General features: G+C 65.6%; 25 protein-coding genes. 12 read left to right on the forward strand and 13 right to left on the reverse strand.

Annotation, left to right across the window (positions count from 1 at the left end):
- Positions 1–42: 42 nt before the first annotated feature.
- On the forward strand, positions 43–774 hold the full coding sequence (locus tag AC1ZV1_RS12555; protein WP_484297003.1) for a dienelactone hydrolase family protein: 732 nt from the start codon (positions 43–45) through the stop codon (positions 772–774).
- A 58-nt stretch (positions 775–832) separates the two neighbouring features.
- On the opposite strand, the gene AC1ZV1_RS12560 is transcribed toward AC1ZV1_RS12555, so the two are convergent.
- Positions 833–2,089 (reverse strand): sugar MFS transporter, encoded by a 1,257-nt coding sequence (locus AC1ZV1_RS12560; RefSeq protein ID WP_484297004.1) that lies wholly within the window; start codon positions 2,087–2,089, stop codon positions 833–835.
- Between the two features lie 146 nt (positions 2,090–2,235).
- Complete coding sequence (locus AC1ZV1_RS12565; protein WP_484297005.1) at positions 2,236–3,102, reverse strand: pirin family protein; 867 nt, start codon at positions 3,100–3,102, stop codon at positions 2,236–2,238.
- A gap of 130 nt (positions 3,103–3,232) precedes the next feature.
- On the opposite strand from AC1ZV1_RS12565, the gene AC1ZV1_RS12570 reads away from it, so the two are divergent.
- The 3 genes from AC1ZV1_RS12570 (at position 3,233) to AC1ZV1_RS12580 (ending at position 7,383) form a co-directional block, all read left to right on the forward strand.
- Positions 3,233–3,706, forward strand: coding sequence for a DUF3859 domain-containing protein (locus tag AC1ZV1_RS12570; RefSeq protein ID WP_484297006.1), 474 nt, complete (start codon positions 3,233–3,235; stop codon positions 3,704–3,706).
- A 331-nt stretch (positions 3,707–4,037) separates the two neighbouring features.
- Positions 4,038–5,999 (forward strand): DUF1302 domain-containing protein, encoded by a 1,962-nt coding sequence (locus tag AC1ZV1_RS12575; protein ID WP_484297007.1) that lies wholly within the window; start codon positions 4,038–4,040, stop codon positions 5,997–5,999.
- Positions 6,000–6,012: 13 nt separating this feature from the next.
- Positions 6,013–7,383 (forward strand): DUF1329 domain-containing protein, encoded by a 1,371-nt coding sequence (locus AC1ZV1_RS12580; protein WP_484297008.1) that lies wholly within the window; start codon positions 6,013–6,015, stop codon positions 7,381–7,383.
- An 806-nt stretch (positions 7,384–8,189) separates the two neighbouring features.
- Here AC1ZV1_RS12580 and AC1ZV1_RS12585 read toward each other — a convergent pair.
- A complete protein-coding gene (locus AC1ZV1_RS12585; protein ID WP_484297009.1) occupies positions 8,190–8,627 on the reverse strand; it encodes an Lrp/AsnC family transcriptional regulator in 438 nt (145 codons plus the stop codon).
- A gap of 130 nt (positions 8,628–8,757) precedes the next feature.
- Here AC1ZV1_RS12585 and AC1ZV1_RS12590 point away from each other — a divergent pair, with 130 nt between their 5' ends.
- Both AC1ZV1_RS12590 and AC1ZV1_RS12595 read left to right on the forward strand, forming a co-directional pair.
- Positions 8,758–9,651 carry a DMT family transporter gene (locus AC1ZV1_RS12590; protein WP_484297010.1) on the forward strand — a complete coding sequence of 298 codons (894 nt, stop codon included), beginning with the start codon at positions 8,758–8,760 and terminating at the stop codon, positions 9,649–9,651.
- A 170-nt stretch (positions 9,652–9,821) separates the two neighbouring features.
- Complete coding sequence (locus AC1ZV1_RS12595; protein WP_484297554.1) at positions 9,822–10,871, forward strand: DUF1615 domain-containing protein; 1,050 nt, start codon at positions 9,822–9,824, stop codon at positions 10,869–10,871.
- Between the two features lie 7 nt (positions 10,872–10,878).
- Here the strand turns inward: AC1ZV1_RS12595 and AC1ZV1_RS12600 are convergent, their stop codons facing one another.
- A complete protein-coding gene (locus AC1ZV1_RS12600; RefSeq protein ID WP_484297011.1) occupies positions 10,879–11,190 on the reverse strand; it encodes a hypothetical protein in 312 nt (103 codons plus the stop codon).
- A 76-nt stretch (positions 11,191–11,266) separates the two neighbouring features.
- Positions 11,267–11,965 carry a TetR family transcriptional regulator C-terminal domain-containing protein gene (locus AC1ZV1_RS12605; protein WP_484297012.1) on the reverse strand — a complete coding sequence of 233 codons (699 nt, stop codon included), beginning with the start codon at positions 11,963–11,965 and terminating at the stop codon, positions 11,267–11,269.
- A gap of 164 nt (positions 11,966–12,129) precedes the next feature.
- Here AC1ZV1_RS12605 and AC1ZV1_RS12610 point away from each other — a divergent pair, with 164 nt between their 5' ends.
- From AC1ZV1_RS12610 to AC1ZV1_RS12620, 3 genes are all read left to right on the forward strand, one after another.
- Positions 12,130–12,621 (forward strand): DUF1543 domain-containing protein, encoded by a 492-nt coding sequence (locus AC1ZV1_RS12610; protein WP_484297013.1) that lies wholly within the window; start codon positions 12,130–12,132, stop codon positions 12,619–12,621.
- Positions 12,622–12,703: 82 nt separating this feature from the next.
- Positions 12,704–13,117, forward strand: coding sequence for an arsenate reductase ArsC (locus AC1ZV1_RS12615; protein WP_484297014.1), 414 nt, complete (start codon positions 12,704–12,706; stop codon positions 13,115–13,117).
- 341 nt (positions 13,118–13,458) lie between these two features.
- Entirely contained in the window at positions 13,459–14,454 is a 996-nt protein-coding gene (locus AC1ZV1_RS12620; RefSeq protein ID WP_484297015.1) for an LLM class flavin-dependent oxidoreductase, read from the forward strand.
- A gap of 193 nt (positions 14,455–14,647) precedes the next feature.
- On the opposite strand, the gene AC1ZV1_RS12625 is transcribed toward AC1ZV1_RS12620, so the two are convergent.
- The 7 genes from AC1ZV1_RS12625 to AC1ZV1_RS12655 form a co-directional block, all read right to left on the reverse strand.
- A complete protein-coding gene (locus AC1ZV1_RS12625; RefSeq protein WP_484297016.1) occupies positions 14,648–15,016 on the reverse strand; it encodes a YajD family HNH nuclease in 369 nt (122 codons plus the stop codon).
- A gap of 58 nt (positions 15,017–15,074) precedes the next feature.
- A complete protein-coding gene (locus AC1ZV1_RS12630) occupies positions 15,075–15,419 on the reverse strand; it encodes a YbaN family protein (protein WP_484297017.1) in 345 nt (114 codons plus the stop codon).
- Positions 15,420–15,504: 85 nt separating this feature from the next.
- Positions 15,505–16,104: a biliverdin-producing heme oxygenase gene (locus AC1ZV1_RS12635; protein ID WP_484297018.1), complete on the reverse strand. Its 600-nt coding sequence runs from the start codon at positions 16,102–16,104 to the stop codon at positions 15,505–15,507.
- A 284-nt stretch (positions 16,105–16,388) separates the two neighbouring features.
- Complete coding sequence (locus tag AC1ZV1_RS12640; protein ID WP_484297019.1) at positions 16,389–18,986, reverse strand: TonB-dependent receptor; 2,598 nt, start codon at positions 18,984–18,986, stop codon at positions 16,389–16,391.
- Positions 18,987–19,109: 123 nt separating this feature from the next.
- Positions 19,110–20,033 (reverse strand): FecR family protein, encoded by a 924-nt coding sequence (locus AC1ZV1_RS12645; protein WP_484297555.1) that lies wholly within the window; start codon positions 20,031–20,033, stop codon positions 19,110–19,112.
- Between the two features lie 107 nt (positions 20,034–20,140).
- Positions 20,141–20,662, reverse strand: a complete 522-nt coding sequence (locus AC1ZV1_RS12650; RefSeq protein WP_484297020.1) for an RNA polymerase sigma factor — start codon at positions 20,660–20,662, stop codon at positions 20,141–20,143.
- 170 nt (positions 20,663–20,832) lie between these two features.
- A complete protein-coding gene (locus tag AC1ZV1_RS12655; protein WP_484297021.1) occupies positions 20,833–22,191 on the reverse strand; it encodes an MFS transporter in 1,359 nt (452 codons plus the stop codon).
- 333 nt (positions 22,192–22,524) lie between these two features.
- Here AC1ZV1_RS12655 and AC1ZV1_RS12660 point away from each other — a divergent pair, with 333 nt between their 5' ends.
- On the forward strand, positions 22,525–23,400 hold the full coding sequence (locus AC1ZV1_RS12660) for a LysR substrate-binding domain-containing protein (RefSeq protein ID WP_484297022.1): 876 nt from the start codon (positions 22,525–22,527) through the stop codon (positions 23,398–23,400).
- Between the two features lie 223 nt (positions 23,401–23,623).
- Here AC1ZV1_RS12660 and AC1ZV1_RS12665 read toward each other — a convergent pair whose 3' ends face one another.
- Positions 23,624–24,484, reverse strand: coding sequence for a LysR substrate-binding domain-containing protein (locus AC1ZV1_RS12665; protein WP_484297023.1), 861 nt, complete (start codon positions 24,482–24,484; stop codon positions 23,624–23,626).
- Between the two features lie 149 nt (positions 24,485–24,633).
- Here AC1ZV1_RS12665 and AC1ZV1_RS12670 point away from each other — a divergent pair, with 149 nt between their 5' ends.
- A complete protein-coding gene (locus tag AC1ZV1_RS12670; protein WP_484297024.1) occupies positions 24,634–25,749 on the forward strand; it encodes a 2-aminoethylphosphonate--pyruvate transaminase in 1,116 nt (371 codons plus the stop codon).
- Positions 25,750–25,781: 32 nt separating this feature from the next.
- Positions 25,782–26,609: a phosphonoacetaldehyde hydrolase gene (gene phnX, locus AC1ZV1_RS12675; protein ID WP_484297025.1), complete on the forward strand. Its 828-nt coding sequence runs from the start codon at positions 25,782–25,784 to the stop codon at positions 26,607–26,609.
- Positions 26,610–26,748 lie beyond the last annotated feature (139 nt).

The following is a 26,748-nucleotide window of genomic DNA, read 5'->3' on the forward strand; positions in this document are numbered from 1 at the left end:
GGTTCGCTATATTTCTCCGGCATCTACTAGAGGACTACCCCAATGAGTCAGATCAGCGTGCAACCGGTCGCCTACAGCCAGGGCGGCGTTTCCTTCGAGGGCCAGTTGGTATTCGATGCCACCAGCGCCGCGCCGCGCCCCGGCCTGCTGATGGCACCGAACTGGATGGGCGTCAGCCAGGGCGCCGTGGATATCGCCCGCAAGGTCGCCGAGCGCGGCTACGTGGTGCTTGTGGCCGACCTCTATGGCAAGGATGTTCGCCCCAATGGCCCTGAACAGGCCGCCGCCGCGATGATGCCGCTCAAGAACGACCGCGCGCTGCTGCGCAGACGCATGCAGCTGTCGCTCAAGACCCTGCTCGACCAGGCCGGCAAGGCGCCGGTCGATACCGCGAAACTCGCCACCTTCGGCTTCTGCTTCGGCGGCTGCTGTGCTCTGGAGCTGGCCCGCGACGGCGCGCCGCTGGCGGCTGCGGTGTCCTTCCACGGCACCCTGGATACGCCGAATCCGGCCGATGCGAAGCACATCAAGGGTTCGGTGCTGGTCCTTGACGGCGCCATCGACCCCTTCGTGCCTCGTGAGCAGCTGACCGCGTTCGCCAAGGAAATGATCGATGCCGGTGTCGATTGGGCACTGACCAGTTACGGCGGTGCTGCGCATTCCTTCACCGACCCGCATGCGCAGATTCCCGGCAAGATGCAGTACGACGCCAAGGTGGCGCGCCGCGCCTTTGCCGCGATGTACGACCTGCTGGACGAACGCTTCGGCGCCTGAGCGGTACTGGCATGAAAAAGCCCGGCTTCGGCCGGGCTTTTTCGTGGGCGCGTCGAACTCAGGACGAGTGCGGCGCGGGTTGCGCCACGCGCTCATCCGTCCGATAGCCGCGCGCGCCGAACCAGACGATGTACAGGTAGCACACCAGCGGCACGGCGAAGGAGGGCAGCAGGCCGATGCGATCGGCGAAGAAGGCCTGCACCAGTGGCATCACGGCGCCGCCGACGATGGCCATGCAGAGCAGGCCCGAGCCTTTGCTGGTGAGGTTGCCCAGGCCTTCCAGGGCGAGGGAGAAGATGGTCGGGAACATGATCGAGTTGAACAGGCCGATCAGGATCAGCGCCCACATCGCCACGTGCCCGCCTACGGTCAGTGCCAACGCGATCAGCACCGCGATGGCCACGGCGTTGAAGGCCAGCAGACGGTTCGGCGCGATGGAGCGCATCAGCGCGCTGCCGATGAAGCGCCCGACCATGGCGCCGCCCCAGTAGAACGACAGGTACTTGCCGGCCCGCTCGGCGGGCAACCCGGCGATGTCCGGCTGGCCCATCAGGCTGACCAGGTAGCTGCCGATGGAAACCTCGGCGCCGACGTAGCAGAAGATCGCGATCACCCCGAAGACCAGGTGGCGGTGAGCGAGGATCGACTGGCGTGCGGCCACGCCATCAGTGGGCTCGCCGTGGTCGATCTTCGGCAGGCGGAACAGGGCGATCAGCACGGCGATGGCGAACAGCAGTCCGGCCAGCACCAGGTAGGGCGTCTTCACCGAGTCCGCTTCGCTGGCGGCGGAACTGCCGATCTGCGAGGCGGCGCCAGCGCCGATGGCGAGGATGGTCACCGAACCCACCAGCGGGCCGACCGTGGTGCCCAGGGAGTTGAAGGCCTGGGTCAGGTTCAGCCGGCTGGCCGCTGTCGACGCCGGGCCGAGCACGTTGACGTAGGGATTGGCGGCGACCTGCAGTAGGGTGATGCCGGAGGCGAGGATGAACAGCGCAGCGAGGAAGAACGGGTAGGACTGCGAGCCGGCCGACGGGTAGAACAGCAGGCAGCCGACGCCGGCGGTGGCCAGGCCGACGATGATCCCGCTCTTGTAGCCGACCGTCTCCACCAGCCGCCCGGCGGGGAAGGACATGATGAAGTAGGCGCCGAAGAAGCAGAACTGGACCAGCGAGGCCTGTACGTACGACAGAGTGAAGACGGCCTTGAGGTGTGGTACGAGGATGTCGTTCAGCGAGGTGATCAGGCCCCACATGAAGAACAGCAGCGTCAGCACGGTGAGAGCGCTGGTGTGGCGGTTGGCGGTCGACTGGTCCATCACGGACTCCTTGGGCCAGAAGTAGCGGGCTTGCCGTCGGCAAGGGTTCGGGGCACGCGATGCTGCGGCAGGTTGCTGCGCGTGTCCTCTTGGATTCGCCGGTTTCGACAGCGGAGCGGCGATTTCTGATCGATTTCTCTGTGTGGTCAGCGCGGCAGCTCGATGCGTTCCTGTTCGCCCGGCACGGTCGGCCAGTCACGGGCGGCCCAGCGGGCGCGCGCACTGTCGATCAGCGCCGGGTCGCTGGCAACGAAGTTCCAGTTCATCCGCCGCGGGCCGTCCAGCGGGTCGCCACCGATGATCACCGCGTGGCAGTCGCCGCAGGCGGAGAGGGTGAAGGTTTCGCCCTCGGGCAGCACCACCAGTTCGTGCAGCGGCAGCGGCTCATCGTCCAGCAGTGCTTCGCCTTCGATCAGGTATAGCGCGCGCTCGGGATGTTCGTCGGGGATCGCCAGGGTTGCGCCGGCACCGAGCTGCAGGTCGGCGTAGAGCGTCTTCGAGCGTACCGGCACCGGTGATTCCAGGCAGAAGCCGGAACCGGCGATCATGCGGATGCGTACGCCCAGGCTGTCGCTTTCCGGCAGGCTGGCAGACGCGTGGTGGCTGTAGCTGGGCTCGCAGCCTTCCAGCTCGCGCGGCAGGGCCAGCCAGATCTGCAGGCCGTGCAGACGCGAACCGCTGTGCAGCAGTGCGTCCGGGGTTCGCTCGACGTGGGCGACGCCGCGTCCGGCGGTCATCCAGCTGACGTCACCGGGCAGCACCAACTGGTCCGAGCCGAGGCTGTCCTTGTGTTGGACCTGGCCTTCGAACAGGTAGGTGAGGGTGGAGAGGCCGATGTGCGGATGCTGACGGATGTCCATGCCGTGTTCGGGCTCGAAGCGGCTCTCGAGCATATGGTCGAAGAACACGAAGGGGCCGACGCTGCGGCGCTGCGCGGAGGGCAGGGGCCGCAGGATGGGCATGCCCTCGACGTCTTCGGCGCGGGGGCGGATGGCTAGCAGGCTGTCGCTCATGATGGTGTCCAGTGGTCCGATCCACGCATGATAGACGCTTGGCGCCCGGCCGACCCGCGCGGCGTCAAGCTGTCATCAGGCTGTCACGGCGATGTCATAGCCTCGCGCGGACCCCAACAAGGAGCGCGACATGTCCATTACCCGCCTGCCAGCAGTCCTGGCTCTCTCCCTGGCTTCCGCCTTTGCCTCCTCGGCGTTCGCCGACGTGCGCGTCAACGGCCCGGTCGAGTACGGCGTCTTCGTCAGCAACTACAAGGATTACCAGCCGGGCGAGCGCGTGCTCACCCGCAGCGAGCAAGAGATCGAGTCCACCACCCGCGTGCCGGCCAAGCTGGGCACCAAGTTCGGCATGCGTTACCAGCTCAGCGGCAAGCAGGAAGGTGACACCCCGCTGACCCTGCTGTACTTCACGCCCGGCGTGGTGACCCCGGACGGCCTGCGCCACGACAAGTTCGAGGTGGTGCAGAAACTGGTGGTGGGCGCGCCCACCGATGTGATGGCCTACCAGTTCACCGAGAATCACGAAGTGGTGCAGGGCCAGTGGCGCTTCATGGTGTTCCAGGGCGACCGCCTGCTGGCGGAAAAGACCTTCACCGTCGAGTAAGTCTCGCCGCACGAGCGCTCTGTGCGAGCGTTCCGTGAGAAAAGCCCGGCCCTGTGCCGGGCTTTTCTTTGTCTGCAGAACGGCACGGATTGCATCCTTTCCATTGGCAGGGGGGAAACAGTTTGTTACTTTGCCTGCACGATAGTCCCAACTCCCGCGTGCAGGCAAAAGAGGAGTGGGCATTGGGAGCGCCTGAAAGCGCTCTGGCAGGAGTGTTACTGCACGGTCGCCCGGTTTTTTCCGAGGCGGCCGGCAGCCGAGAAACGAATAAGAACAGCGCCGGCCGCAATGACCGGGGCGATAAATCTTGGCCATGGAGGTAATGCTGTCTATGAACAGTCGATTGGGTGCGCGCTCGTCCATTTTCTGGGCGCCGCGGCGGGCGGGGGCGGTGATGGGACTTCTGCCGCTGCTGGTGGCGGGGTCGGCACAGGCCCTGGAGTTCAAGCTGGCCGAGAACGAGATCACCGGCTCGCTGGACAGCACGCTGTCCTACGGCGCCATGTGGCGCGTGCAGGGCCGCGACAAGAGCAATATCACGGATATCAACGCCGACGACGGCAACCGCAACTTCGATACCGGCCTGGTTTCCCAGGTCTTCAAGCTCACCTCCGACCTGTCGGCCAAGTACCAGAACTATGGCCTGTTCATGCGTGGCACCGCCTATTACGACACGCAGATCATGGACAAGCGCAACGACTACTACGACACCACCAATGGCGTGGAGCGTCCCAGCCAGTCGTTCCCGCAGGACGATCACTTCACCGATGACACCCGCCACATCGCCGGTCGCAAGGCCGAACTGCTGGACGCCTACCTGTCCGGCAGCTGGGACGTGGCCGAGCATCCGCTGACCGGCCGCGTCGGCCGCCAGGTGCTGAACTGGGGCGAGGGCGTGTTCTACCGAGGTGGCGTCAACACCATCAACCCGGTGGACGCCGCGCGCTTCCACCTGCCGGGCTCCGAACTCAAGGAGGTGCTGGTGCCGACCGAGGCCCTGAGCCTCAACTTCGGCCTGACCGAAGACCTGTCCGTGGAAGGCTTCTACCAGTGGAAGTGGAAAGAGACCCGCCTGGACTCGGTGGGCACCTACTTCTCCGACACCGACCTGTTCAGCGACGGCGGCAATACCGCGTACACCACCGAGGACAACCCGCTGATCAAGGAACTGCTGGCCGGCTACCCGACCGTGGCGTCCCTCGGTCTGCTGGGCAACGGGCCGCACGGGCCGAACGCCTACCTGAACCCCAACACCGGCACCTTCAAGGTCGCCAACGTCGGCAAGGACCTCGATGCCCGTGACAGCGGCCAGTTCGGCGTCGCGTTCCGCTACATCGCCGAGGAACTGAACTCCACCGAGTTCGGCTTCTACTTCGTCAACTACCACTCCAAGGAGCCGCAGATCGCGGTCGACCTTCGCCGCTACCAGGGCGTCGACGTCGACCAGCTCAATGCGCTGCTCGGCCCACTGGGCCTGGGTGAAGCCGTACCGGGGCTGGCCACGCTGGACATGGCCAGCAACGCCGAGGCGCGTCGCGACTATGTCGAAGACATCCGCATGTACGGCTTCAGCTTCAACACCACCCTGGGCGATGCGTCGGTGTCTGGCGAGATCGCCTATCGGCCGAACATGCCCATCAGCATCTCCGCCACCGACGATCTGCTCGGTGACCTGCTGTCCCAGGGCGTGCTTGGCCAGACCAACCTGTTCGATGCCAACACCCCGGCCAGTCAGGCCTGCGCACCGGTGGCCGGCAAGCAGCTGTGCCGTGGCGAGCTGTTCGAGAACTACGAGCGCGCCGAGACCTACAACATCTCGCTGTCGACCATCTACAACTTCGGCCCGCACCTGACCTTCGACTCCATGACCGGTGTGGCGGAGATCGCCTCCGAGCACATCCGCGGTAGCAGCCTGGAGTACACCGCCTGGGATGGCACCACACGCAAGTTCGTCGGCGCGCAGGACAAGGCCTACGTCGGCGGCAACGGCGACGATGTGCAAATCAGCCGCGACAGCTACGGCTACACGCTGTTGCTTACCGGCAGTTGGAACGACGTCTACGCTGGGGTGAAGCTGTCGCCCTACGTCGTCTACCAGGACGACTTCAGCGGCAACTCCGATCGCACCGGCAACTTCATCGAAGGCCGCAAGGCCTACACCCTTGGTATCGATGCCAGCTACCTGAACACCTTCGAGGTCGGCACCCAGTACACCAACTACTACGGCGCCGGCTCCAGCAACTCCATGCGCGACCGCGACAACGTCTCGATCACCGCGAAATACTCGTTCTGATCCGGAGAGAACCATGTACAAGAAGAGTTCCCTGATCGTCCTTGCCACGCTGACGGCCCTGGCCGTCACCGATGCGCGTGCTGCCGTCTCGGCCGACCAGGCCGCCCAGCTGAAAAGCAGCCTGACGCCCATGGGCGCGGAGAAGGCCGGCAACGCCGCCGGCACCATTCCCGCCTGGAGCGGCGGCCTGACCTCGGCGCCGGCGGGCTACAAGGGGCCGGGCTCGCACCACGTCGACCCGTTCCCTGGCGAGAAACCCAAGTTCGTTATCACCAAGGCCAACCTGGACCAGTACAAGGCCAATCTCACGGCAGGGCAGATCGCGCTGTTCAACGCTTACCCGGACAGCTACCAGATGCCGGTCTACGAGACGCACCGCACCGGCTCGGCGCCGCAGTGGGTCTACGACAACATCTTCAAGAACGCCACCAGCGCCAAGCTGGTCGAAGGCGGCAACGGCTTCTCCGACGCCTACGGCGGTGTGCCGTTCCCGATCCCGCAAAGCGGCGTGGAAGCGGTGTGGAACCACATCGCCCGCTACCGTGGCACCTACATCGTGCGGCGCTCCTCGCAGGCCGGCGTGCAGCGCAACGGCGCCTACTCGCTGGTGACGTCCCAGGATGAAGCGCTGTTCCGCTTCTACGATCCCAAGGGCAGCTTCGAGAAGCTCGGCAACACCCTGTTCTACTACATGACCTTCACCACCGCCCCGGCACGCCTGGCCGGCAACGGCGCGCTGGTGCAGGAGACCCTCGACCAGGTCAAGGAGCCGCGCCAGGCCTGGGGCTACAACCCCGGCCAGCGCCGTGTGCGCCGCGCCCCGACGCTGGCCTACGACACGCCGATCGAAGACTCCGATGGCCTGCGCACCGCCGACGACACCGACATGTACAACGGTGCACCGGACCGCTACGACTGGACCCTGGTGGGCAAGAAGGAAATCTATATTCCGTACAACAACTACCAGATCACCAGCCCGGAGGTTAAGTACAAGGACCTGCTCACCCCGGGTCACGTCAATCCCAAGTACACCCGCTACGAGCTGCACCGTGTCTGGGTGGTGGATGGCAAGCTGAAGGCGGGTGCGCGGCATATCTACTCGCGCCGTACCCTTTACCTCGACGAGGACAGCTGGGGGGCTGCCGTGGTGGACCAGTACGACGGCCGGGGTGAACTGTGGCGCGTGTCGCTGGCGTACCTGAAGAGCTTCTACGAGCAGCCGATGGTGTGGACTGCGCTGGATACCTTCCATGATCTCCAGGCCCACCGTTACAGCATCCAGTGGCTGGACAACGAGGAGCCGGGCACCGCTGACTTCAGCCAGCCGGCGCCGGACGATTCCAACTTCAGCCCGTCGGCGCTGCGTCGCAAGGCGTCGCGCTAAGTCTGCTAGCGACGAAGGCCCCGCAAGGGGCCTTTTCATTCCTGCGGACACCGCAGGAGCGGGCCAGCCAACGATTCGCCGGCACGGCCGGCGCTTTCGTTTACGCAGGTGTTGCGGACCTGCCGCCTTGGCCTGGGTGTTCCTGCGCCGCTTTGGCGCGCGCTGAAAGTTCTGGTTTCGCCCCCTCGGGCGAGTTACTTCTTCCAAACGTCGGAAGGCCGCCCCCAAAGAAGTAACCAAGAAGGCTTGCCCCGGACATCCGGTTTTTCGCCTAGGCGAAAAATTCCCTCGTTGAAGCGAAGTTTCAGGGGCACGCTGCGAAGGGCCCTCCCTGGCCCATCGCAGCTCTCGCGACATCCATGTCGCTCAACCCCTGAAACTCCGCTTCAACGAGGCCTCCTGAACGGGGCATTCGGCGCGTGGGGATGTTTCTCTGGAAGCCTTCAGAGCCGGAGCCGGAGAGGTGGTGCTTTTCGTAGGAGCGGACCTTGTCCGCGAAACCCTCGCGGCTGGCCCGGCGTTGTGGGTGAAAGCGACGTCATGCGCCCGCGTAGGAGCAACTGTCATCTTCTGAGAATCCGTGACTGGTTTTTCCTTCTCCGCCGCCCTGGCTACGTGCCCTGCTCCGAAGGGCGAGGGAGCTGTCCACGCCGGCTGACACTTCGGCTTCAATCTGCACCGAACGGTCCCCTCTCCCTTCGGAGCGGGGCGCGCAGCCAGGGTTAGGGAGAGGGCCGTCCCTCGCGCATGACTTTATGTTGGAGCGGACTCCATTCGCGATTGGCTCGCCGATGCGGTGGGGCGCCTCAAGCCATCGGCGGCAACCGCCGCTTCACCGGGCTCTTCTTGACGATGGCGGTGTTGGTCTCGGCGAAGCCATTGAGGTGATCGAGGATTTCGTCCAATTGCTCCATGGAGCGCACGCACATCCGCGCGTAGAAGCAATCCTCGCCGGTGACCTTGTCGCACTCGGTGAACTCGGGGATCGCCAGGATCTGCTTCTCCACCTCCTGCAGCTTCCCCGGCAACGGGCGCACGCGGACGATGGCCTGCAGTTGGTAGCCGAAGGCGCGCGGATCGACGTTCACCGTGTAGCCGGTGATCACCTGGCGTTCCTCGAGCTTGCGCAGGCGTTCGGCGACGCTGGGGGAGCTCAGGCCGCTGACCTGCGCCAGGGCCTTGAGGGACAGGCGCGAGTCTTCCATCAGTGCGGCGATCAGCAGTTGGTCGATGTCGTCGGTCATCTTGGTCTCGAAAGGTGAAGTCGAAGGATTGCCTTGATAGTAAAGGTGAATGACTGGATCCGCCTGCGCCAGACGATGGAGTGCACGAATCCGCCTGTTCATACTGGTTACCCACACGCGGAGGTGAACCATGAACGAGCGAATCAGACGCGGCACCCTGGAAATGATCAGCGCCATGCTGATCTGCGGCACCATCGGCTGGCTGGTGGTGATCTCCGGCCAACCGGTGCTGGATGTGGTGTTCTGGCGCTGCGTGTTCGGCGCCGCGACCCTGCTGGTGATCTGCGCAGCCATGGGCTTCCTGCGGCCCGGCATCCTCACCCGCGGCACCTTCGGCCTGGCGCTGCTCAGCGGCGCGGCCATCGTCGGCAACTGGGTGTTGCTGTTCGGCTCCTACTCACGGGCATCCATCGCCATCGGCACGGCGGTGTACAACGTGCAGCCGTTCCTGCTGGTGCTGCTGGGGGCGCTGTTTCTTGGTGAGAAGGTCACGACGCAGAAGCTGGCTTGGCTTGGGGTTTCCTTCCTCGGCATGCTGGCCATCGTCAGCGCCCATGGCGAAGCGGGGCAGGTGGGCAGCGACTACCTCGGCGGGATCGCCCTGGCGCTTGGTGCTGCGGCCTTGTACGCGGTGGCGGCGCTGATCATCAAGCGCCTGACCGGTGTGCCGCCGCATCTTATCGCGCTGATCCAGGCGGTGACCGGCGTACTGCTGCTGGCGCCCTGGGCGAACCTTTCACCGCTGCCGCAGGCCAGCAGTGCCTGGGCCAGCCTGGCGACCCTGGGCATCGTGCACACCGGCATCATGTACGTGCTGCTCTATGGCGCGATCCAGAAACTGCCCACCGCGCTGACCGGGGCGCTCTCGTTCATCTACCCCATCGCCGCGATCTTCGTCGACTGGTTCGCCTTCGGGCATCGCCTGACGCTGCTGCAATGGCTGGGCGTGGTCGCCATCCTGCTGGCCGCCGCCGGCATGCAGCGCGGCTGGAGCCTGAACCTGCGGCGCCTGGCCTGGCGCTGAAATCCGTGCTTGCCTGACAATGCCGGGGAACCTGTGCCGCTGCGCACCGGTCCTGTAGGCGGACTTCAAGCAAGGAACGGACTATGACTGCGGCTGCCCTGACGGCAGATTCATTCGGCCTGCAAAGGCCTTCACCACGACTCATTCATCTGCTGGGCGCGGCGGCGCTGATGGCGTTGGCCGGTTGCGGCACCCGCGCGCCCAGCGTGCCGGAGCCGACGCCGGAAGAGGTGCGCGGCAAGCTGGTCAAACTGATTCCCGCTGGTGCGTCAGACCGCCAGGGCTGGGCAAAGGACATCCAGGTCGCCTTTACCACCCAGCGCATTCCGGCGACCACCGAAAACCTCTGCTCGGTGGTGGCGATCACCGAGCAGGAGTCCAACTTCAAGGCCGACCCGCCCGTGCCGGGCCTGGGCAAGATCGCCCGCGCGGAGATCGACCGGCGCGCCAGCAAGGTGCATGTGCCGGGCTTTCTCATCGATACCGCGCTGGCGCTGAAATCGCCGAACGGACGCACTTACAGCCAGCGCCTGGCGAGCGCGAGGACCGAGCGGGAGTTGAGTGCGATCTTCGATGACTTCATTGGCGGCGTACCGCTTGGCCAGCAGTTGTTCGGCCGCTTCAACCCGGTGCATACCGGCGGGCCGATGCAGGTCAGCATCGAGTTCGCCCAGGCCCACGCCGAAGGCTACCCGTACCCGGTGGACGGCAGTATCCGCCGCGAGGTGTTCAGCCGTCGCGGCGGTATGTACTTCGGTATCGCCCACCTGCTCGGCTACCCGGTGAACTACCCGCGCCAGCTCTACCGTTTCGCCGACTTCAACGCCGGCTGGTACGCGAGCCGCAACGCCGCGTTCCAGCGCGTGGTATCGGATCTCACCGGCATCACCCTGGCACTGGATGGCGACGTGATCCTCTACGGCAGCTACGACGTCGGCAGCACCGAGAAGGCGGTGCGTACCCTGGGGCCGAAGCTGGGTATGAGCGAGCGGGAAATCCGTCGTGACCTGGAGTTGGGTGACAAGCCGGAGTTCACCAGGTCGGAGCTCTACACCAAGGTCTTCGCGCTGGCCGAACGCTCTGCGGGCAAGTCCATGCCGCGGGCGATGTTGCCGGGCATCACGCTGCACAGCCCGAAGATCACCCGTCAGCTGACTACCGCCTGGTTCGCCCAGCGCGTCGACGAACGCTACCAGCGTTGCCTGGGGCGGGCGCCGTAGCGGGTGATCAGTCGCCCTCGGCGGGGTCGCAGACGCCGCTGTCTCCATTCGGGCCGGTGTAGGAGACGCTGATGGTGCCGTCGTCGTTGGTGCTGATCTGCACGGTCACGCCTTCCCCCTTGGCGACCACGGTGCTGTCGGTGTTCTGCGTGACCTTGGCTTCCTGACCGTTGATGTAGACCGGTCCGTTCTCGTCGGTGTGGATCTGGATATCGTTCGGGCAGTCGTAGTTGAGCATGGGGATGGCGGCAAAGACGGGCTGCATGACGCATAGTGAAGCGGGGATCATCAGCGATGCGGCGATCAGTAGCGATTTCATGGCGTCTCCCAGACGAATGCAGGCACGGCGCGAGGCCGTGCGGACATTCTCAGCTTAGTGCAGGCGCCGCCGGACGCTACAGCGGCAGCGGGCGCAGACGGGCTGTCGGCTCCGACTCCGACTCCGACTCCGGCTCGGTGCCGCGCAGGACAAGGCGGGTGATGGTTGCCGCCGCAGCATCGAAATCATCGGCGGTGGGCTGTGCCTTGCCGGTGATCATCGCGATCTGCCAGTCGAAATCGACGTAGGTGCGCGTGGCCGCGGAGATGCTCAGCAGCAGGTGCTGCGGGTCCACCGGGGCGAGCAGGCCGCGGTCGATCCAGGCGGCGAGGCACTCGACGTTGCGACGTGACTCCGCGCGCAGCCGCTGCAGCCATTCCGGCGGCAGGTGCGGCGCGCCATGGAGCATTTCGCTGGCGAAGACCTTGTAGGCATGCGGCCACTGGCGCGCGATGTACAGGCGCGCGCGGATGTGCGCGGGGAGCGCCCAGGCCGGGTCGTCGCACTCGCGCAGCAGGGCGGAGGCTTCCAGCACCGCATCCACCACGTTTTCCAGCAGGCGCAGGTAGAGGTTCTCCTTGCTCTGGAAGTAGTAGTAGACGTTGGACTTGGGCAGGTCGGCGCGGCTGGCGATGTCCTGGGTCTTGGCGGCTGTGAAGCCTTTCTCGGCGAACTCCTCGCCGGCGGCCAGCAGGATGCGCTGGCGGTTGCGGTCACGGATGCTGAGGGCAGGGCGCTTTCGGCGGCGCGTCGGGGTAAGCGCGGTCTGGGGCATGGGCAAACATCGGGGCAGTGAAACGAGTACCAGAATATAACTTTCTATATAGCGATTGCCCACCCACACGATTCGCTGGCGGATGGCCATTTATCCGCCATTAGATTGAACCTGCCGCCTGACGAATCTGTCAGAGCCTGTCTGAAACCTGGGAAGGGGCTGAAATGCTGTTCGTAGTCATGCTGGGCGGACGCCATCCGCGCGCGCGGATCGAGGTCCACGACGTGGCCTTCGTCATCGGCGACAACCTGAAATCCACTTACCCGCAATTGCGCGAAGCCTGGTTCGGCAGCCCCGACGGCCTGCACATCGACTCCTGGCTGGAGGTGGACGGCGTGGAGGCCTACCGCGTCGAGTTCAGCGGGGCGATGCCGGCGCCGGGCGAGCAGCGCCTGTTCTTCGTCAACCTGGGCGGTTACGAACTGGGCAGCTTCGGCGAGGCGCACCAGTACGTGCTGGTGGTGGCGCGCGACGCCGCCGACGCCAAGGCGCGGGCCAAGCGTCGCATGCCGCGCAGCTGGGACAAGGCGCATACCGATGCAGTGATCGATGTCGATGACTGCATTGCCATCGACCAGATTGGCGGGCGCTATGTGCATCTTGTAGAAGGCGAGAGCCGTGGCATCGTGCAGCGCAGTGACTACATCGTGCTGTGAGCCCTCACGGCGCTGACACGGCCCTGTCATAAAACCTGACGTATAAGGGGCGCAAAGCCGCCCCCCCCGTGCCGAGGTAACGATGACCGAGAAACGCCGAGTCCTGTTCGTCTGCGTCGCCAACGATGCCCGTTCGCCGATGGCCGAAGCCCTGCTGCGGCATACCGACGGCGAGCATTTCGACGCCTTCAGCGCGGGCATCCACCCGACTGCCATCGACCCCCGGGCGCGCAATGTGCTGGAGCACGCAGGCATCTCTGCCGAAGGCCTGCGCAGCAAGTCCATCGACGAATTCCGCGGTCAGCATTTCGACTACCTGATCGACCTGTGCGACAAGTCCACCGACGAGGGCGACGAGTTGCCGGCCTCCAGCGAAGTGATCGTGTGGAACTTCGTCGATCCGGCCCACAGCGAACAGCACGACCCATTCCGCCACACCCTGCAGGAAATCAGCGATCGCCTGAAACTCTTCGAGATGGTGAAGAACCGCGACTGAAGCCTCCGGCGATGACAAAGCAAAAAGCCCGCACGGATGCGGGCTTTTTGCTTCGTAGGCCACAGGGTTTCGCCGTTGCCTGGGGAGGATGGCGGCGGACTCCCGTAGAGATGGGGCGCTGGTCCTTCAGCGCAAGGGCATTCTGGCTACCCCGCGTGACAGAGCGGTGACTGTCCCGTGAACAGGTGATGGCAATGCGCTTCCAGCGCTGTATCACTCGGCGGAATGAGCACTATCGATCCCGACAAGTGGTCAGGCAGGGAGTGCATCGATACAGTCACGCTCAAAGTCATGTGCGCGGCGTTGCGTGTAGGCGCCTGCGTACCCGAATTGGAGTGCCTATGAAGTCCCTGTCCGATATTGCCTTCTCCATGCTCGACCTGGTGCCTGTGCGCGACCAGGGCACCGCTGCCGAGGCGTTGAACAACGCCGTCGAGGTTGCCCGGCACGTCGAGCGCCTGGGCTTTACCCGCTACTGGCTGGCGGAGCACCACAACATGGACGGCATCGCCAGCTCGGCCACCGCCGTGTTGATCGGCCACATTGCCGGCAAGACCGAGCGCATCCGTGTCGGCTCCGGCGGTGTGATGCTGCCGAACCATCCGCCGCTGGTGGTGGCAGAGAATTTCGGCACCCTGGAAACCCTGTATCCGGGCCGTATCGACCTGGGCCTGGGTCGTGCGCCTGGCGCCGACCAGGCGACCATGCGCGCATTGCGCCGCGATCGCCTGGGTGATGGTGCGGACTTCCCCGAGCAGGTGGCCGAACTGGAGATGCTCCTGGGCCCGCGCCGTTCCCAGCAGTCGTTGCTGGCGATTCCGGGGGAGGGCACCAACGTGCCCATCTGGCTGCTCGGCTCCAGTCTGTTCAGCGCCCATCTGGCGGCGCAGAAAGGCCTGCCCTATGCCTTTGCCTCGCACTTCGCGCCGCGTTACCTGCATGACGCGCTGCGCATCTACCGCGAGAATTTCCAGCCCTCGGCGGTACTCGACAAGCCCTACGCCATGATCGGTGTGCCGCTGGTGGCCGCGCCGACCGACGAGGAAGCCGAGTACCTGGCGACCACCGCCTTCCAGCGTGTGCTGGCGCTGATCCGCGGCGACAGCCTGAAGCAGAAGCCGCCGGTGAAGAGCATGGCCGGGCTGTGGCTGCCCCATGAGCAGGATGCGGTAGGCAATTTCTTCGGCCTGGCAGTGATCGGCGGTCCGGAGAAGGTGCGCAGTCGCCTGGAAATCCTGCTGGAGCAGACCGGCGTGGACGAGATCATCTTCACCAGCGACATCTATGACCACGCACTGCGCCTGCGCTCGCTGGAGATCGTCGCCGGCCTGCGCTGAGGCGCTCGTTCCCGCAGGCGACGGGCTTGCCGTAGGAGCGGGCCCTGTCCGCGAAAGCCGCTGCGGAGGACGCCATTACCGAAGGGATAGACGGACACGAAGCGCCCATCTGTAGGAGCGCGCCATCGCGGGCATGGCCCGCTCCTGCAGGTGAACTACGGAGCGTCGGGGTAGGTGCAGGAGTGGAGAAGCCTCAGACCTCGCCGTCATCCTTCTTCTTCAGCAGGTCCGCCAGCCCGGCCAGCCCCTTGTGGGTGACCTTCGGCCCTTTGGCGCCCGCGTCGTTGCTGTTCTGGTAGTGCAGGTCCACCTGCCGCTGGTGCTCGTTGTCGTGGCAGTAGAGGCACAGCAGCTCCCAGTTGGAGCCGTCCTCGGGGTTGTTGTCGTGATTGTGGTCGCGGTGGTGCACGGTCAGTTCGCGCAAGCGGATGCCGCTGAACTCGCGGCCGCAGCGACCGCAGATCCAGGGATACATCTTCAGGGCCTTTTCGCGGTAGCTGGTTTCGCGGCGGCGCTGGGCTTCGGCGAGGACGGCATCGACTTTGCTGGTGGGCTGGTTCATGGCTCGTGGCAGAGGTGCGGGATCGGACCTCCAGCATAAGTCCCGGCCCGCGCGCTGACTACGGCCTGGGCGTATCCGGACGCGACCAGATCCACAGATTGCCGACGGCCATGCCGAGGATTACCGCATACAGCCAGATGCCGTGGGGCAGGGTGATCAGCATGATCGCCAGGGCGGCGAGCATCGCCAGGCTGGCGCTGATCTTGGCGCGGCGGGCGACGGCGCGGCCATTTCGCCAGTTGTGCAGGATGGGGCCGAACAGCCGGTGGTTATCCAGCCAGGCGGACAGTCGAGGCGAACTCTTCGAGGCGGCCCAGGCGGCGAGCAGGACGAACTCGGTGGTCGGCAGGCCCGGCACCACCAGCCCGACCATGCCCACGCCAAGGCTGGTGTACGCCAGCAAGGCAAACGCCAGGCGCGCCAGTCGTGAGCGGGCAGGGCCGAAGGGGGTGGCGCGCGCTGCATCGGCAGGCGCGCGCTCGATGGCCTCAGACGGCGGCGGGAGCACTGTCGTAGCTGTGTTGCAGTAGTTGGGAGAATCGCTCGAAAGCGGCAACGGCGCCGGCTTCGGCTTCGCGCTCTTCGGCGTCGCTCAGCTCCAGGGCGTCGAGGGTGCGAGTGAAGCGCTTCCAGCCTTCGGCGCGACCCCCTTCCGGCTCGCCCAGGTGACGGGCACCGGTGTTCTCGTCCAGGCCCAGCGCGGCGACGCGCTTGATCAGGAAGGCGGCGCCGAGCTTGGAGCCTTCGGAGACGAACAGCCAACCCAGGGCATGGGCCTGGCTCGGGTTGCTGATGGCGCCAGCGACCGGGGCAGGCACGTCGGTGTCGAGGTCAGCCAGGTCCAGGCGGGCCTGCTCGGCGCGGCAGCGCTGCGGCAGGTCAGTGAAGATCTTGCCCAGCTCGGCGTCCTGGTACAGGGCCTGCAGTTCGGACTGGAACAGGTACTGGGCGACCACGAAGCGGGCGAAGCGCTCGCGGCTGGAGAAGGGCTCGCGGGCCTTCACGGCGTGGTCGAGACGCTCGTGGGGGGCGTGGGTCAGCGCGTTCAGGCGCTGCGAGCGCAGGGCGGGGAGTTCCAGGGTGGTCATGTCCAATTCCTTGAAATTACAGGTCTTTACAGACGAGACGAACGAGTTCGGGGAAAGCGTAAAGATTGTCGGGCATTACGGTGGCGTGGCTGGAGTGGGGCAGGTTCGCGAGCAAGGGATGGGCGCCGCGCTCGGTCCTGCGAAACGCGTCGAACCCTGTAAGAGCGAGCTTGCTCGCGACCAGAGCTGGCACAGGATTCGTCAGGAGTCCTGCGCCAGACCGACTGTGTGGGACGGATAGCCCGGAGCAGGTTATCCGTCCTGGGTCGATCAATGCGCTGACATCAGATATCCCACACCAGGTTGATCGCGAAGTTGCGGCCCGGCTGGGTCAGACGGTCGAGGTTGGCCGGGGCCAGTACCGCCGCTTCGCCGACGCCGTCGTAGCCGCGCACGTCATCCCACAGCCAGTACTTCTTGTCGGTGAGGTTGTACAGGCCGGCGTTGAGGGTCAGGTCATCGGTCAGCTTGTAGTAGCCGGTCAGGTCGAGGATGCCGAAGCCGGGCGTCTTGAACTGGCTGCTGGTGCCGTCCGGGGCGTTGAACTGGGTGTCGTCCACGCGGTTCTTGCGCTTGACCAGGGTCCAGTCGAGCAGGGCGCCGTAACGGCCAGCCTGTTCGTCGTAGCCCAGACCGAAGACGCCGGTGAGCGGGTTGACGCTGTTGATCGGCTCGCCGGTGTCCTTGTTGCGACCGTAGGCGTAGGCCACCGAGCCCTTGGTGTAGAGACCCTGCGGCGCGCCGAAGGCGCCCAGTTCGAGGCGGCCCTTCAGCTCAACACCCTTGATGATGGCGTGCTTGATGTTGTTGCTGGTGAAGGTCGGTTCGTCGTAACCGGGGGTGATGGCGTCTTCGTTGATGAAGTCGCGGTACTTGTTATAGAAGACCGCCACGTCGAACGAACCTTCCTCGAAGTTGCCGCGCAGGCCGGTCTCGTAGCTCTGGCTGCGTTCCGGGTCCAGGTCGGGGTTGGGGGCGACGCGATAGCCGCTGGTGGGGTTGTCGAAGGTACCGTAGAGCGCCTTGGCGGTCGGGGTGCGGAAGCCCTGGGCGTACTGCCCGTACCACAGGTAGTTGTCATTGAACGCGTAGGTCACGCCGAGCTTGGGCGAGAGCTGGTGCCAGCTCTTGTCCTCGCTGCTCACGTCGCCTTCGCCGCTTTGGTCGACGGTCTTCAGGAATTCGTCGGTGAGGTGCGGCTTCAGGCGGGTGTGGTCGTAGCGCAGGCCGGGCAGGAAGGTCCAGTCGTTCCAGCGGATCTCGTCCTGGGCGAACAGCCCGTAGGTGTCGATGGTGGGGTCCGGGAAGTCACTGCTGCGGGCCAGGGTGTCAGTGGCGCTGGTGGCGCCGACGGCGGTGCAGCCACGGCCGACGGCCAGGCAGGTGCCGGTGCCTTCGCGGTAGCCGGTGACCTTCTGGCGCTTGAGGGTGGTGCCGTAGGTCAGCAGGTGGTCGGTATCGCCGATGGCGAAGGCCTTGTCCAGTTGCAGGTCGAACACCCACTGGCGTTCCTTGTACAGCGTCTCGCGGGTGCGCAGGACCTGACGAGTGATCGGATAGTAGAACTCGTCGGTGCTCTGGTCGGTCTTGGCGATCTGGTAGTTGAAGGTCCACTTCAGGTGATCGGCCACCGAGCGGTCCAGCAGCATTTGGTGTTCCAGGCCGTAGCGCTCGCGGGTGATGGTGTCGTTGCCGGTGCGCCACTGGTACATGCCGCCAGGCAGGACGCTGGTGGGCAGCGCCGGTTGGCCGTTGCTGTAGGGGCCGCCGTAGGCGCTCTTCTGGTCGGTGTCGACATCGTCCTTGTACTTCTCGTAGACCAGGCCGAAGCGGCCGCCTTCGGCATAGTTCCAGCCAAGCTTCGCCAGCACGTTGGTGGTGCGCACGTCTTCCGGGTTGGCTTCGGTGCGGGACAGGCCGGTGCCGCCGGTGCTGCCGTAGGACTCGGTCTCGTGGCCGTTGCGCTGGCTCAGGTGCAGCAGGCCGTCGAAGTCGTCGTGGCGGCCGGCGACGGTGGCGGAGGTCAGCCAGCTGTCGTCGGCGGAGCTGTAGCCGGTCTTCAGGCGTGCGCCGACGTCCTTGCCTTCCTTGATGATGTCGTCCGGATCGAGGGTGAAGTAGCTCACCGCACCGCCGATGGCGTTGCTGCCATACAGGGCCGAGGCCGGGCCGCGCAGCACTTCCACGCGCTTGATGATTTCCGGGTCGACGTAGTTGCGCTCGGTCTGCGCGTAGGGGCCGTTGAAGAAGCTGTTGGGAATTTCGACGCCGTCGATCTGCGTCAGTACGCGGTCGCCGTCGATGCCGCGGATGTTGTAGCCGGTGATGCCGGCACGGTTGCCGGTGCCACCGACGGAGACGCCGGGCATGTCGCGCACCAGCTCCTTGATGGTGTTGACGTTCTTGCGGTCCAGCTCCTCGCGGCCCACGACGTTCACCGTGGTCGGTACCGAGGTGACACTCTGCGCCTGGCGGGTCGCGGTGACGGTGAGCGGTTGCATCTCGGCGACGGAGGAGAGGTTGCGTTCCAGCACCACGTTGCGCGGACCGAGCTGGCGGACGGTGAGGCCGGTGCCGCCGAGCAGGGTCTTCAGCGCGCGCTCCGCCGGCAGGCGGCCGCTGACGCCCGGGGATTCCACGCCGTCGGCCAGGTCGCCGGCCACGCCGACCTGCCAGCCGGTCACTGCGCTGAATGCGTTCAGTGCCTGGGGCAGCGGTTGACGGGCGATATCGAAGCTGTAGCCGGACTGGGTCTGGCTGGCTTCGGCGGCGAGGGCGGAGGTGGCCGGCAGGCTGGCGAGGCCGATGGACAGGGCGAGCAGCGAGATGCTGGCCGGCGCGGACAGCCGGCGCAGAGGGGCACGCGAAGAAGCAATGGTCATCGAAGGGCTCTCTTAGTCAGTCATTGTTCGCATTCGTAAATGCGAATCTATTGCATTGGCTTCTGACTAAACGAACGAGCCTTTCGGATCGCGTAAAAAAACTTTCTCTTCAGTTGCGGGCGATCAGTTGAGGATCAGCAGTTTCGGGTATTCGTGCAGCTCGGCGGAGGTGATCTGCGCCAGCGAACGGGCCACGCCCAGCGGATCGTCCAGGCGCCAGTTGCCGGTGACGCTGACGTTTTCCAGGCGCTCGTTGGTGTTCACGATCCAGCCGGGGTAGTAACGGCGCAACTCGGCCAGCACCTGGCTGAGCGGGCAGTTCTCGAACACCATGCGGCCCTTCACCCACGCCAGCTGGGATTCGGCTTCGGCACCGTGCTGGCGCTCGCCGAACCCTTGCGGGCCGACGCGGATGCTGTCGCCGGCGCCGAGGCTGACGCGCGCATCGTCCAGGCGCGTGCGCAGGTCCACTTCGCCGCGCTGCACGCTGACTTCCGCCTCGTTGCCCAGGTAGCGCACGGCGAAGGCAGTGCCACGCACGGTGACCTGCACCGGCCCGGCTTCCACCTCGAAGGGACGGCTGCGGTCATGGGCGACATCGAAGAAGGCTTCGCCGCGGTAGAGGCGGGCGACGCGCTGCTGGTCGTCGACCCGGCTGGAGAGTGCGGTGTCGGTGTTGAGCACGACATTGGAGCCATCGGCCAACTGGACCTTCTGGCGTTCGCCGACGGCGGTGAGATGGTCTGCGCGCAGCCGCGTGAGCAGGTCGCCCTGCACCACGACACCGATCGCCAGCACCAGGGCAGCGGCCGTGGCGACGGGCTTCCAGACACGGCGCTGGCGTCGCAGCGGGCGGACTTTCTCCTGCACCCGCTTGCGTTCCAGGCGCGCAGCGGCGACTGGCAACAGCGGTGACTGCCAGGCATCGCGCACGCGCTGGTAGGCCCGGGCGTTGCCTTCGCTCGCGGAGAGCCAGGCGTCGAAGCGTGCGCGGGTGGCGGCGTCCATGTCGTCCTCGAGGATCAGCCAGTCGAGGGCTTCGGCCATCTGCTGGTCATCGGGCGGCGCGGCGTGGGGCAAGGGGCGATCCTCGGGGCGGTCCAGGGGTGGTGAGCCGCGCATTGTTGTCGAATCGGTCGGCGAACGGTAGTCCGTCATACCGTTTCCTCGAGGCGGCTGACCAGCCCGACACAGATCGCCATGATCAGTTTCAGTTCCTTCTGCACCGTGCTGGGCGAGACGCCGAGCTGTTCGGCGATCTCGGCGTAGCCGCAGCCGTGCAGGCGGCTGAGGATGAAGATGCGCTGCTGGCGCTCGCTGAGTTGTTCGAGGGTGGTGCCCAGGCGTTCAAGCAGCTTCTGCGCATGCAACTGGTCTTCGGCGCTGGAGCCAGGCGCTGCAACGGCCTGTACCACATCGAACGGCACATCCTCGAGCATGGTCCGCGACTGCATGCGCAGGTGGCGCAGGTGATCCAGGGCGAGGTTGCGGCCGGTCTGGAAGAGGAAGGGTTCCAGGTGATCGATGCGCCGTTCGAGCAGGGTGCGGGCGACGCGCAGGTAGGTTTCCTGCACCAGGTCTTCGGCGATGCTCGGGTTCTTCACCATCCGTACGAGCGTGCGCAGCAAAGGCAGGCGCTGGGCCAGGAAGACCGCGTCGAGGTTGGAAGTGCTCACAGGGGCGTCCAGCAGGAATAATTTTCAAATGATAATCAATGTTATTAAGCTCCAGGGTATGGCACAAGCCCATCCGTGATTCCGGCTGCGTGTGGCGCAATGAAAAAAGGGCGAGGCGCGCGGGGCGCCTCGCCCGTTCCCTCAGCCGGCCGGTGAGGGGGAAGCGGACGTCAGAAGCGCACGGGACGTGCGTTCAAACGAGGTTCGTCGCTGCTGGATTTTGCCGGGTTGGCGGCTTCCGGGCGGCTGTTCCAGTGCGGGATCAGGATGCCGGCGGCAATCAGTGCGGTGACGGTGAAGCCGATGAACACCGTGTAGGTGTCGAAGTAGCCCGGTAGCAGGCCGCCGAGGATCGCACCGATGGAGCCGCAGCCGTTGACGAAGCCCGCTGCGGTGCCGGCCGCCTCACCGGTGCCGAAATCCACGGCGGCCGCACCGCTGATCATTGAATCCGGCCCGTACAGGGTCAGGCCCATCATGAACAGCAGGGCCAGTACCAACAGGCTGCTGCCGGTCTGCATGGCCGGGACGAACAGCGCCAGGCACACCGTCAGGCCGAGCAGGCTGATCACGCAGGCTGGCATGCGCCGTGCGCCGAAGAGGCGGTCCGAGGCGTAGCCGATCAGGATCGGGCCGAGCAGTCCGGCGACTTCGAAGGCCGAGGGCAGGATCGCTGCACCGACCTTGCCCAGCCCCGGCATGCGCTCGTAGACGATCACCGGGCCCCATAGCAGGATCGCGTAGCGCGCTGGCTTGAGCAGGAAGTAAGCCAGGCCCAGGGTCAGCACAGTTCGGTTGCGCAGTACTTTGCCAAGGATGCGCAGGGACTTGCCGTTTTCGCCCTCGTGCTTGAAGCCGGCGTAGTTCACCGCTTCGGGTTGCTGCACATCGGCTTCCACCGGCGGCAGGCCGACGTCCTGCGGGCGGTTGCGCTGCAGCAGCAGGAACAGGACGGCGACCGCGGCGACCACGGCAGCGGTGGAATAGAACGCTGCATGCCAGGTGCCGAACACTTCATAGGCCCACCAGCCGGCGAACGGCGAGGCGACCAGCCCGCCGAAGGCATAGCAGGTGCTCCAGAGCCCGAGCACGCGGCCGCGCTCGTGGGTGGCGAAGAAGCTGCCGATGTTCTTGCACAACCCCGACCAGCCGGTGGACTGCGCCAGGCCTTGCACCACCATACAGGTGGCGAAGATCGGCAGGGTGGCGAAACTGCCCATCACCAGGGCGGCGGCCGCGGAGACCAGCAGGCCGCCGAACACCACCACCCGTGGGCCGTAGCGGTCGGCGAAGACACCCCAGGTGAACTGGCCCACCGCGTAGGCGGCGAGGTAGATGGCGTCGAGGTTGGCCATCGCGATCTTGTCGAGATGGAAGGTGGGATCTTCGGCGATGCCGAGTTTGGCCACCGAGAAGGCTTTACGGGTGAAGTAGAAGGCCGCGTAGGCCAGCCAGGTGATGGCGAAGATCTGCCATCTCCAGCGTGCAAGGGAAGCGCGCGGCGAAACGGTGCCGTGAGGGTTGAGCATGGTCTGACCTCGTTGTTGTTGTGCTGTGCCGGCAGTCAGTGGGTAACGCCTTTTTTATTGTTGTTTTCGGAGCACGTCGCACCGTCGTCGCGGTGCGGGTCAGAATCGCTGCAGCTGTTCTGTGCCGCCGCTCCTCGCAGGTGTCGGGAAGTGGCGGTGGAGCGATGGAAACAATTTCGAATAAATAACTGAAATCGATTTATCAGATTTCAAAAATAAGCTGGGCTTGTATATCAGTGGGCCATGGCGCTAGTGTTCTGTGCGAATGACCTTTCAGTCTCTTTCCGTCCAATGTCGGCTGACGGGTCAGAACCTTCCCGTAGAGGCGCGTCCATGTCCGTTTCCCACGCTCAGCTGAAGGCTTTCCATGCCGTCGCGGTACACGGCAGTTTCACCCGCGCCGCCGAGCGCCTGTTCCTCACCCAGCCGGCGGTGTCCGACCAGGTGCGCAAGCTGGAGGAGCGCTACGGTGTGTTGCTGTTCCATCGCAACAAGCGTTCGGTGCGCCTGACCGAGCTGGGCGAGCGCCTGCTGTCGGTGACCCAGCGGCTGTTCGTGATCGAGGCCGAGGCGCAGGAGTTGCTGCAGGAGTCCAGCGCGCTGCAGACCGGCAGCCTGACCCTGGCGGTGGACGCGCCGGTGCACGTGTTGCCGCAGATCGCGCGCTTCTGCCAGCGCCATCCGGGCATCCGCGTGAAGCTGGAGACGGGCAACACCGACGAGTCCCTGCAACGCCTGTTCGACTACCAGGCGGACCTGGCATTGCTGGGGCGCGAGGTACAGGACGAGCGCCTGCTGACCTTCACCCTGCGCAGCGATCCCATCGTTGCCTTCGTCGGTCGCGGTCATCCCTGGGCCGGGCGTGGGGCCATCGAACTGGCCGACCTCGACGACACCCCGCTGGTAGTGCGCGAGCAGGGTTCGGTGACCCGGCAGATGCTCGAAGCGGAGATGGCTCGCGCCGGCCTGCGCATCCGTCCGGCCATCGAAGTGGAAGGCCGCGAGGCATCGCTGGAGGCAGTGGCGGTGGGGATTGGCGTGGGGGTGGTCTCCGCTGCCGAGCTGGGGGCGGATGCGCGGGTGCACGCGCTGCCGATCCTCGACTGCCACTGGCGCATGAGCGAAACCCTGGTGTGCCTGCGCGAGCAGAGCACGCGGCGGATCGTGACGACCTTTCTCGACCTGGTGAAGGAAGATTTGCCTGTCTGAGGGGAAGGCATGCTCAACGACCCATTCGCGGCATCAAGCTGCACGGATACCCCTCTCCCTTCAGGGAGAGGGCTGGGGAGAGGGGCCGATGCTTCCTCGCAGCTCCGCTAGAGTGCTTGACTCCTTTCCCCCTCCCTAACCCTCCCCCGCAAGCGGGAGAGGGGACCGTTCGGCAGTCGCGGCTGCGCTGGCGTTAGCCGGAAGAGGTGTTGGCTTACCAGGTTCAGCCCTCCGCCAACTCCAGAAACGCACTCACTACCCGTAACCCACGGCGCCGCTCCAGGCAGCCGATCGCGTGGCGGTTGAGCAGGCCGTCGCCGCTCAGCGGGACGGCTTTCACCCGTGGGTCCGGGCTGACCTCCAGCGACGACACGATGCCGATCCCCAGCTCTGCCGCCACCGCTTCGGTGACCGCCTCCCGGCTGTCCAGCTCCAGCAGTACGCGGGGCTCCACCGAGGCCGCCGAGCAGGCCGCATCGAAGGTGCGCCGGGTAATGGAGTCGGGCTCGCGCAGTACCATGATCTGCTGGTCCAACTCGCCCAGCGGCAGTTCGCCGACGTGTTCGCTCCAGGCATGGCTGGCCGGCACCAGGGCACAGATGCGCGACTCCACCAGCTCGCGCAGGAACAACCCGGCGCGTGGCTCCACCTCCGTCAATACGGCGATATCGACGTGTTCGTCCATCAGCGCGGCAAGGGTTTCCTGCGCGTTGCCCAGGCGCAGGTTGACGGTGATGCCGGGGTAGCGCGCGCGCAGCCGGGCGAGCATCGGCATCACCAGGTGCGGGCCGTCGGCGGCCACTTCGATGCGCCCGGTCACCAGCTCGCGGCTGGCATCGAGCATGGCCTCGGCCTCTTCCTCCAGGGCGAACAGCGTGCGGCTGATGGCCGACAGGCGCACGCCATCTTCGGTGAGCTCCACGCCGCGCGCGGTGCGGCGGAACAGGTTGACCTGGTAGTGCTCCTCCAGCGCCTTCACGTGCCCGGTCACCGCCGGCTGGCTGATGAACAGGCGCTCGGCGGCCCGGGTGAAGCTGCGTTCGCGGGCGACGGCGTCGAAGGCGCGGAGCTGGAAGAGATTCATGAGGTATATGTCCGGCTTATGCAGTGCATCGTGATAAACAATTTGAACGATATCTGTCCGGCCGGCAAGTTATGCCCAGGCCGCAGCGAACCCGCCACGGCCCAACCGAATTCAGCCCTGACGACGTTCCCAAGAAAGAGGAATCGAGCATGAGCACTGCCGAGCGAGCCCCCATCCTGCTGACTCCCGGTCCGCTGACCACGTCTCCCCGCACCCGTCGCGCCATGATGGTCGACTGGGGTTCGTGGGACCGCGACTTCAACGACCTGACCGCCGACGTCTGCAAGCGCCTGCTGGCGATCATCCACGGCGAGGCGACCCACACCTGCGTGCCCCTGCAGGGCAGCGGCACCTTCTCCGTCGAAGCCGCGGTGGGCACCCTGGTGCCGCGTGACGGCAAGGTGCTGGTGCTGATCAACGGCGCCTATGGCAAGCGCCTGGCGAAGATCTGCCAGGTCATCGGCCGCGAATTCACCACCTTCGAAACCGAAGAAGACGTGCCGACCACCGCCGCCGACGTCGACCGCCTGCTCAGCGCGGACCCGAGCGTCACCCATGTCGCCCTGATCCATTGCGAGACCAGCACCGGCATCCTCAACCCGCTGCAGGACATCGCCAAGGTCATCGAGTCCCACGGCAAGCGCCTGATCATCGATGCCATGAGTTCCTTCGGCGCGCTGGACATCGACGCCCGCCACATTCCCTTCGACGCGCTGATCGCTGCCTCCGGCAAGTGCCTGGAAGGCGTGCCGGGCATGGGCTTCGTGTTTGCCCGCACGTCTGCGCTGAATGCCAGCACCGGCAACTGCCACTCGCTGTCCATGGACCTGCAGGACCAGCACGCCTACATGGCCAAGACCGGCCAGTGGCGCTTCACCCCGCCGACCCATGTGGTTGCCGCGCTGCACGAAGCGCTGAGCCAGTACGAGGAAGAGGGCGGTCTCGCGGCCCGTCATCAGCGTTACGCATATAATTGCCAGACTCTGCTGGCGGAGATGGCCGAGCTCGGGTTCCGCAGCTTCCTGCCGGCCGAGATCCAGGCGCCGATCATCGTCACCTTCCACGCCCCGAGCGATGCCCGCTACACCTTCACCGAGTTCTACAACCGGGTGCGCGAGAAGGGCTTCATCCTCTATCCGGGCAAGCTGACCCAGGTGGAAACCTTCCGCGTCGGTTGCATCGGCCAGGTCGACGCCAGCGGCATGCGCGCCGCCGTCGCGGCCATCGCCGAGACGCTGAAGGAAATGGAAGTTTTCGAAATCTGACGCCCGCCCGAATTCTCACAGGATTGAACGCCATGAATTACCAGCAACCGCAGCAACTGCAAGCCGTCATCCTCGACTGGGCCGGCACCGTGGTCGACTTCGGCTCCTTCGCGCCGACCCAGATCTTTGTCGAAGCCTTCGCCGAGTTCGGCGTGCAGGTCAGCCTGGAAGAAGCCCGCGGCCCGATGGGCATGGGCAAGTGGGACCACATCCGCACCCTGTGCGACATCCCGGCCATCGCCGAGCGCTACAAGGCGAAGTTCGGTCGCGTGCCGAGCGACGATGACGTCACCGCCATCTACGAACGCTTCATGCCGCTGCAGATCGAGAAGATCGCCGAGCACTCGGCGCTGATCCCCGGCGCGCTGGATGCCATCGCCACCCTGCGCAAGCAGGGGCTGAAGATCGGTTCCTGCTCCGGCTACCCGGCCGTGGTGATGGAAAAGGTCGTTGCCCTGGCCAAGACCAACGGCTACGTCGCCGACCACGTGGTGGCCACCGATGACGTGCCCAACGGCCGACCGCATCCGGCACAGGCCCTGGCCAACGTGATTGCCCTGGGCATCAACGACGTGGCCGCCTGCGTGAAAGTCGACGACACCTGGCCGGGCATCCTCGAAGGCCGCAGCGCCGGCATGTGGACCGTGGCACTGACCTGCTCGGGCAACGCCCTGGGCCTGACCTATGAACAGTACAAGGCGTTGCCGGCGGAGAAGCTGGACCAGGAGCGCCGCCGCATCGGCCAGATGTTCGAAGGCTCGCGCCCGCACTACCTGATCGACACCATCGCCGAACTGCCGGCGGTGATCGCCGACATCAACGCGCGCCTGGCGCGGGGTGAGATGCCGCAGAGCAGCTGACGCCCGGCATGAATGAAGAAGGCCCGCCCAGTGCGGGCCTTCTTCATTCCTGGGCTCCTGTCGCCGGGACCTTCGCGGAGTCCGCGTCGTGAGCTCCTGCGTCGGGTGTGGCTCTCGCGATTGCCGGCCCAGGTTCGTG

This window comes from Pseudomonas sp. BB438, assembly GCF_057180225.1.